We start from the raw sequence: 7,088 nt of genomic DNA on the forward strand, positions 1-7,088 counted from the left end.
CAGCGCGATCCGGTCGGACACGTCGAGGTCGGCGTCGCGGCGGGCCTGCTGCACGACCCGGATCAGGTCGCGGGCCAGGCCCTCGGCGGCCAGCTCGGGCGTGACCTCGGTGTCGAGCAGCACCACGCCCCGGCCGGCCGGCAACGGCGCCGAGTTCTCCGCGTCGGCGGCGACGAGCTTCAGCTCGTACTCGCCCTCCTGCAGGGTGACGCCGGCGGCGACGGGCGCGCCGTCGACGAGCTCCCAGTCGCCGGCCTTGACGGCCTTGATGACGACCTGGACCTGCTTGCCCAGGCGCGGGCCCAGGGCCCGCGGGACCACGGTCAACACCTGCTGGGAGTACGCGGCCAGATCGGCACTGAGCTGCACCTCCTTGACGTTGACCTCGTCGGCGAGCAGGTCCGCGAACGGCCGCAGCGCGTCGGCGTCGGGGCTGGCCACGGTCAGCTTGGCCAGCGGCAGCCGGACCCGCAGCGCCTTGGCCTTGCGCAGTGACAACGCCGCCGAGGCCGCCTCGCGGATGGCGTCCATGGAGGCCACCAGCTCGGGGTCGGCGGGGAACGCCTCGACCGTCGGCCAGTCGGTCAGGTGCACCGAGCGCTCGCCGGTCAGGCCGCGCCAGATCTCCTCGGCGGTCAGCGGCGCGAGCGGCGCCACCACCCGGCACAGGGTCTCCAGCACCGTGGCCAGGGTGTCGAACGCGTCGGCGTCGCCGGCCCAGAAGCGGTCCCGGGAGCGGCGCACGTACCAGTTGGTCAGCGCGTCCAGGTACGACCGCACCGACGCGGCCGCCCCCGAGATGTCGTACTCGTCGAGCTGGCGGGTGGTGTCCGTGACGAGCTCGCTGGTCTTGGCCAGGATGTAGCGGTCCAGCAGGTGCGTCGAGTCGGTGCGGAACCGGGCCTCGTGACCGGCGGCGTTGGCGTACAGGCTGAAGAAGTACCAGACGTTCCAGGCCGGCAGCAGCACCTGGCGCACCGAGTCCCGGATCGCGGTCTCGGTCACCGGCATGTCACCGCCGCGCAGCACCGGCGACGACATGAGCATCCAGCGCATCGCGTCCGAGCCGTACGAGTCGAACACCTCGTAGACGTCCGGGTAGTTGCGCAGGCTCTTGGACATCTTGCGGCCGTCGGCGCCCTGCAGGATGCCGTGGCTCAGGCAGTTGCGGAACGCCGGCCGGTCGAACAGGGCCGTGGCCAGCACGTGCATGGTGTAGAACCAGCCGCGGGTCTGGCCGATGTACTCGACGATGAAGTCGCCCGGGTAGTGGTGCTCGAACCAGTCCTTGTTCTCGAACGGGTAGTGCACCTGCGCGAAGGGCATCGAGCCGGACTCGAACCAGCAGTCCAGCACCTCGGGCACCCGGCGCATGGTGGACTGCCCGGTCGGGTCGTCCGGGTTGGGCCGGGTCAGCTCGTCCACGTACGGCCGGTGCAGGTCGGTGACCTCGACGCCGAAGTCCGCGCTGAGCTGCTCCAGCGAGCCGTAGACGTCGACCCGCGGGTAGGTCGGGTCGTCGGACTTCCACACCGGGATGGGCGAGCCCCAGAACCTGTTCCGGCTGATCGACCAGTCCCGGGCGTTGGCCAGCCACTTGCCGAACGAGCCGTCCTTGATGTGCGCCGGCGTCCAGGTGATCTCCTGGTTGAGCTCGACCATCCGGTCCCGGAACTTGGTCACGGCCACGAACCAGGACGACACGGCCTTGTAGACCAGCGGGGTGTCACAGCGCCAGCAGTGCGGGTACGAGTGCGTGTACCCCTCGTGCCGCAGCACCACGCCGCGGGCCTTGAGCTCGGCGGTGATCGGCTTGTTGGCGTCGAAGACCTGTACGCCCTGGTAGTCGGGCACGAGCGCGGTGAACCGGGTGTGGTCGTCGACGGTCACGACGGTCGGGATGCCGGCGGCGTTGCAGACGTTCTGGTCGTCCTCACCGAAGGCGGGCGCCTGGTGCACGACGCCGGTGCCGTCCTCGTCACTGACGTAGTCGGCCGCCAGCACCTGGTACGCGTTCGGGCCGGCCTGCTCGACCAGGAAGTCGAACATCGGGGTGTAGCGACGCCCGGCCAGCTCCCGGCCCAGCACCGTCCCGACCTGCTCGTATCCGTCGAGCTCCTTGGCGTAGGCGGCCACCCGGGCGGCGCCGACGATCAGGCGCGAGCCGTCCTTCTCCAGGATCGCGTACTCGATGTCCGGGCCGACGGCCAGCGCGAGGTTCGACGGCAGCGTCCACGGCGTGGTGGTCCAGACCGCGATCCGCTCGCCGGTCTCCAACTGGAAGGTGACGGTCAGCGCCGGGTCGGTCCGGTCCCGGTAGACGTCGTCCATCCGGGTCTCGGTGTTCGACAGCGGCGTCTCGCACCGGAAGCAGTACGCGAGCACCCGGAAGCCCTCGTAGATCAGACCCTTCTCGTGCAGGGTCTTGAAGGCCCACATGACCGACTCCATGTAACTGGGGTCGAGGGTCTTGTAGTCGTTGCCGAAGTCAACCCAGCGGGCCTGGCGCGTGACGTAGCGCTCCCAGTCCTTGGTGTAGGCCAGCACGGAGGTCCGGCAGGCGTCGTTGAACTTGTCCACGCCCAGCTCGAGGATCTGCGCCTTGGTGGTGATGCCGAGCTGCTTCTCGGCCTCGACCTCGGCCGGCAGCCCGTGGGTGTCCCAGCCGAAGCGGCGCTCGACGTGCTTGCCGCGCATGGTCTGGTAGCGCGGGACCAGGTCCTTGACGTAGCCGGTGAACAGGTGGCCGTAGTGCGGCAGCCCGTTGGCGAACGGCGGCCCGTCGTAGAAGACGTACTCGTTGCTGCCGTTCTCGCCGGCCGGGCGCGCGTCGACGCTGGCCTCGAAGGTCTTGTCGGCGGCCCAGTGCTCCAGCACGGCCCGCTCGACCGCGGGCAGGTCGGGGCTCGCCGGTACGCCGGCGGCGTCGGTGTGCTTGGGATAAGCCATCGGTGGTCACTCCTCGAGCAGTGCACTTGCGTGGACTGCGAGGACGAGCCGGAGCCCGCGGTACCACCTCGCTTGACGGCCACAGGGCCGCCCGCTTCGTTCGCCGGCTGGAGTGCGGGCCGGTGCCGCCCGGTTCTACTGGGACCGTGAGGTCTGTTCTTCCGGAGACTCCCCGGTGATGGCCGGATCAACGCCTGACTACACAACGATACCGGCCGTCATTTGTTCCGCGGCTTCGGCAGGGTCGTCGACCACAGCGACACACCGGCCCGGTCCCGCAGGTCGACCCGCAGCGCACCGGTCCGGCCGTCGATCCGCACCTCACCGAAGTGCTGGAACCCGTCGGCCGGGGACGTGTTCGCGACCGGCGGGGCGTTCACGAAGACCGCCTCCGGGCCGAACGTGCCGTCCAGCGCGTTGGGCCCGAACGCGCCCGCGTGCGCCGGGCCGGATACGAACTCCCAGAACGGCGTGAAGTCCTGCACCGCGGCCCGGGCCGGGTCGTAGTGATGGGCCGCGGTGTAGTGCACATCCGCGGTGAGCAGCACGATCCCGGTCACGCCGGCCCGGTGCGCCGCCCGCAGCACCCGGGCGAACTCCAGCTCCCGGCCCAGCGGCGCGCCCGGGTCACCCTGGGCCACCCCCTCCTGGGCGGCCGGGCCGTCCGGCACGACCACGCCCAGCGGCAGGTCGTTGGCGATCACCTTCCAGGTGGCCCGGGACGTGCGCAGGCCGCGGATCAGCCACTCACGCTGCTCGGCCCCGAGCAGGCCACGGTACGGATCCGCGTACGTGTTGCCGTCGTTGACGTCCTTGAACGTGCGCATGTCCAGCACGAACACGTCCAGCAGCGGCCCGTACGAGATCTTGCGGTGGACCGGCCCGGACCGCTGCGGGGTGGGCACCCACTCGTGGTACGCCCGGTGCGCCCGCGCCGCGAGCACGTCGACCCGCTTCTCGGTGTACCGGGCGTCGTCGAGGATCTCCCCCGGATACCAGTTGTTGACCACCTCATGGTCGTCCCACTGGTTCACCTGCGGAACCTCCGCGGCGAACGCCTTGTACGCGTCGTCCAGCAGGTTGTACGCGTACTGACCGCGGTACTCGCCCAGCGTCTCGGCGACCTTGGACTTCTCCGGCGTGACCAGGTTGCGCCAGATCCGGCCGTCCGGCAGCGTCACGGCCGGCACGAGCGGACCGTCGGCGTAGACCGTGTCGCCGCTGTGCAGGAGGAAGTCGGGCCGGCGGCGGCGCATCGACTCGAACAGGGCCAGGCCGCCGTACGCAGGGTCGATGCCCCAGCCCTGCCCGACCACGTCACCGGTCCAGACGAAGGAGATGTCCTGCCGGCGTACCGGCGCGGTGCTGAACGAGCCGTCGAGGGGCTCGCTGAGCAGGCCGGCGCGGTCGAGGCTCTCCGCGCGTACCCGGTAGTGCAGCTTCTCCCCCGCCGGCAGGCCGCGCAGATGCACCTTGCCGGTGAAATCGGTGTCCGGGGTGAGCACCGGGCCGCGCACGCGGCGCGCTCCCCGCAGATCCGGCCGCCGGCTGACCTCGACCCACATCCGGCTGGGGCGGTCGGCCCGGGCCCAGACGACCGCGGTGTCGGCGGTGGCGTCGCCGGTCTGCACCCCGTGGGTGAGCACCGGACGCTGCGCCGACCAGCCGGCGAAGACCGGCCCGGCGGGCAGGACACCGAGTACGCCGCCGGCCACCCCGGCCCGCAGCAGGCTACGTCGATCGATGGAGGTCATACCGGCAGGCTCTCGGGGCCAGGTGAAGCCCGGGCGGGACCGAGATGGACGGCACCCGAAGATCAGGCGACCGGCTGCGCCCCGGCCGCGTCCAGCCAGCGGCGGTACCAGCGACCGAAGCCGAGCGGCGTGCCGTCGTCGTCGAGCAGCGGCCGGAAGCCGCCGTCGTCGGCGGTGTCGTCCGCCCACATCTGGCCGCGGGCCGGGCCGCTGACCACCAGCACCTCCCGCAGCGCACAACCGAGGTGGCACAGGTAGAGCAGGCCGACCGCGTGCTCGGGGGCGTAGACGACCGCGTCGTGCCGCTCCCAGTAGTCGTCCTCGGCCTCGGTGAACGCCTCTTCGGAGTCGAAGTCCGCCTCATCCGGCGGGTCGGTGAAGCCGTCCGCGGGATTGAACGCCTCGGTGTGCGGAAACGGCTGCGCCAGGGTCTCCCGGACGGTCAGGTCCGCGCCGTCACCCTCCCACTGCCAGCTGCCGTCGATCCGCCGCAGCGGGAACAGCCCGTAGCCCGGCCCCGCCCCACCCCGGCCCGCCGTCACGAGGAACGACCGGTACTCACCCGGCAGCTCCACGCCCAGCTGGGCCTCGAGCTCGGCCAGCTCGACCGGGCTCAGCGGCGGCTCCAGGACCCAGTGGTGGCCGTGCCGCCCGAACACTCTGTCCCCTGCGGGGTCAGCGGCCAGCACGGCGAGCCGTCGGCGGATATCAGCCCAGGCGTCGGCCATCTGTCACGTCCTTCGTCGCTGTCTCGTCCTGACGGTGTACACCACGACCACAGGAGGATTCATGCCCCGCTTGGCGATCGACAAAGTCGCACCGGCCGCGTACCGGGCCGTCTACGGCATGGAGCAGTACTGCCGCGACCGCGTCGACCCCACCCTGTACGAGCTGATCAAGCTGCGCGCCTCGATGGTGAACGGCTGCTCGTTCTGCACCGACATGCACAGCCGCGAGGCGCTGGCCGCCGGCGAGTCGAGCCGGCGCCTCTTCGCCGTCGCGGCCTGGCACGACGCCCCGTTCTTCAGCGAACGGGAGCGGGCCGCGCTGGCCCTGACCGACGCGGTGACCCGCCTCGGCGAGCACGGCGTCCCGGACGAGGTCTGGGCGCCGGCCGCCAAGGAGTTCACCGAGGAGGAGCTGGCCGATCTGCTGATGGCCATCGCCACGATCAACGTGTGGAACCGGCTGTCGATCGCGATCCAGAACGAACCGCCGCTGGAGGTCTGAGCCTGCTCAGAGCTCCGGGAACCACAGGGCGAGCTCACGCTTCGCACTGTCGGGGGAATCGGAGGCGTGGACCAGGTTCTCCCGGTTGGACAGCGACAGGTCGCCGCGGATCGTGCCCGCGGCGGCCTTGCGCCCGTCGGTGGCGCCGACCAGGGCCCGGACGACCGCGATGACCTCGTCGCCGGAGAGCACCAGCGCGGCGAGCGGCCCGCTGGTCATGAACTCCTTGAGCGGCGGGTAGAAGGCCTTGTCCACGTGCTCGGCGTAGTGCTGGTCGGCCAGCTCGGCGTCCATGGTCCGCACGACCAGCGCGTCGATCGTGAGGCCCTTGCGCTCGAACCGGCTCAGGATCTCGCCGAGCAGGCCGCGCCGCAGCGCATCGGGCTTGACGAGCACGAGCGTGCGCTCGGTGGCAGTGGACACCGGTAGTTCCTCCTGGGTAGGACGTGGCAAGCCGACACGCCGGTCGGGAGGTCAGCCTATCGGTACCGGATCAGGCGCGAGCGGCAACCGCCCGGTAGCGCACTTTCCACGGGCGGTCGCGGCTACGTAACCTGACGGGTACACCCGGGAGGTCCACTGTGGCGAACCAGAACGGCCGGCCGATCGCTCCGGCCCGCAAACTCGTGGCGGCGGTCGTCGGCACGATCGCGGTCTTCGTGATGCTGTTCGGCCTCGGCATGTCGAGCTGGGCGATCGTCGCCCTGGGCCTGGCGATGCTGATCCTGGCGATCGCACTGGGCATGGTCAACGTGGTCCGGCGCGGCGCCCGCGCCTGGGTAGCAGGATCAGCGCAGGTCAAGGCCATCTCGGAACCGCCGGCAACGGCGATCTACGGCCGCGCGGAGTTGCAGATAGTGATCGTGGCCCCCGGCCTGCCGACGTCGGAGGTGACGGTCCGCGACCCCCGCGTCCCGGTGGCCAAATGGCCGCGGGTGGGCGACACCCTGCCGGTGACGGTGGACGTGGACGACATGCGCCGCGTCCGCATCAACTGGGACGAGGCGGAGACCTACGACCTGGGCACCCAGAACGTCCCCCCGACGTACTACGAGGAAGACCTGCCGGACGACGACCTGCTGGGCGGCGAACCGGAACCCCCGCCGTGGGCGACCCGGGACCGGCAGTGGGGCCGCGGCCCGGACGAGCCGCCAC

General features: G+C 71.1%; 5 protein-coding genes and 1 pseudogene. 2 read left to right on the top strand and 4 right to left on the bottom strand.

All coding sequences use genetic code 11. The features are described from left to right. From ileS to AB0C29_RS26095, 3 genes are all read right to left on the bottom strand, one after another. Positions 1 to 2,949 (bottom strand): isoleucine--tRNA ligase (ileS, locus tag AB0C29_RS26085; RefSeq protein WP_360825070.1); only part of this gene is annotated, 2,949 nt, incomplete at its 3' end. 218 nt (positions 2,950 to 3,167) lie between these two features. After that, positions 3,168 to 4,703: an alkaline phosphatase D family protein gene (locus AB0C29_RS26090; protein ID WP_360825073.1), complete on the bottom strand. Its 1,536-nt coding sequence runs from the start codon at positions 4,701 to 4,703 to the stop codon at positions 3,168 to 3,170. Positions 4,704 to 4,765: 62 nt separating this feature from the next. Continuing rightward, on the bottom strand, positions 4,766 to 5,431 hold the full coding sequence (locus tag AB0C29_RS26095) for an SMI1/KNR4 family protein (protein ID WP_360825076.1): 666 nt from the start codon (positions 5,429 to 5,431) through the stop codon (positions 4,766 to 4,768). 61 nt (positions 5,432 to 5,492) lie between these two features. Here AB0C29_RS26095 and AB0C29_RS26100 point away from each other — a divergent pair, with 61 nt between their 5' ends. Next, entirely contained in the window at positions 5,493 to 5,933 is a 441-nt protein-coding gene (locus AB0C29_RS26100) for a carboxymuconolactone decarboxylase family protein (protein ID WP_360825079.1), read from the top strand. A gap of 6 nt (positions 5,934 to 5,939) precedes the next feature. Here AB0C29_RS26100 and ndk read toward each other — a convergent pair whose 3' ends face one another. Beyond that, positions 5,940 to 6,356, bottom strand: a complete 417-nt coding sequence (gene ndk / locus AB0C29_RS26105) for a nucleoside-diphosphate kinase (RefSeq protein ID WP_360825083.1) — start codon at positions 6,354 to 6,356, stop codon at positions 5,940 to 5,942. Between the two features lie 158 nt (positions 6,357 to 6,514). Here ndk and AB0C29_RS26110 point away from each other — a divergent pair. Continuing rightward, positions 6,515 to 7,088, top strand: a pseudogene (locus AB0C29_RS26110) (glyoxalase/bleomycin resistance/dioxygenase family protein); the annotation flags it as partial.

The sequence above is a fragment of the Actinoplanes sp. NPDC048791 genome (genome assembly GCF_040650095.1).
In the GTDB taxonomy this organism is placed as follows: Bacteria; Actinomycetota; Actinomycetes; order Mycobacteriales; family Micromonosporaceae; genus Actinoplanes.

Excerpts from the sequence above, each read along its gene's own strand:
- AB0C29_RS26090 (WP_360825073.1), bottom strand. The coding sequence starts at position 4,703 with ATGACCTCCATCGATCGACGTAGCCTGCTGCGGGCCGGGGTGGCCGGC.
- AB0C29_RS26095 (WP_360825076.1), bottom strand. The coding sequence starts at position 5,431 with ATGGCCGACGCCTGGGCTGATATCCGCCGACGGCTCGCCGTGCTGGCC.
- AB0C29_RS26100 (WP_360825079.1), top strand. The coding sequence starts at position 5,493 with ATGCCCCGCTTGGCGATCGACAAAGTCGCACCGGCCGCGTACCGGGCC.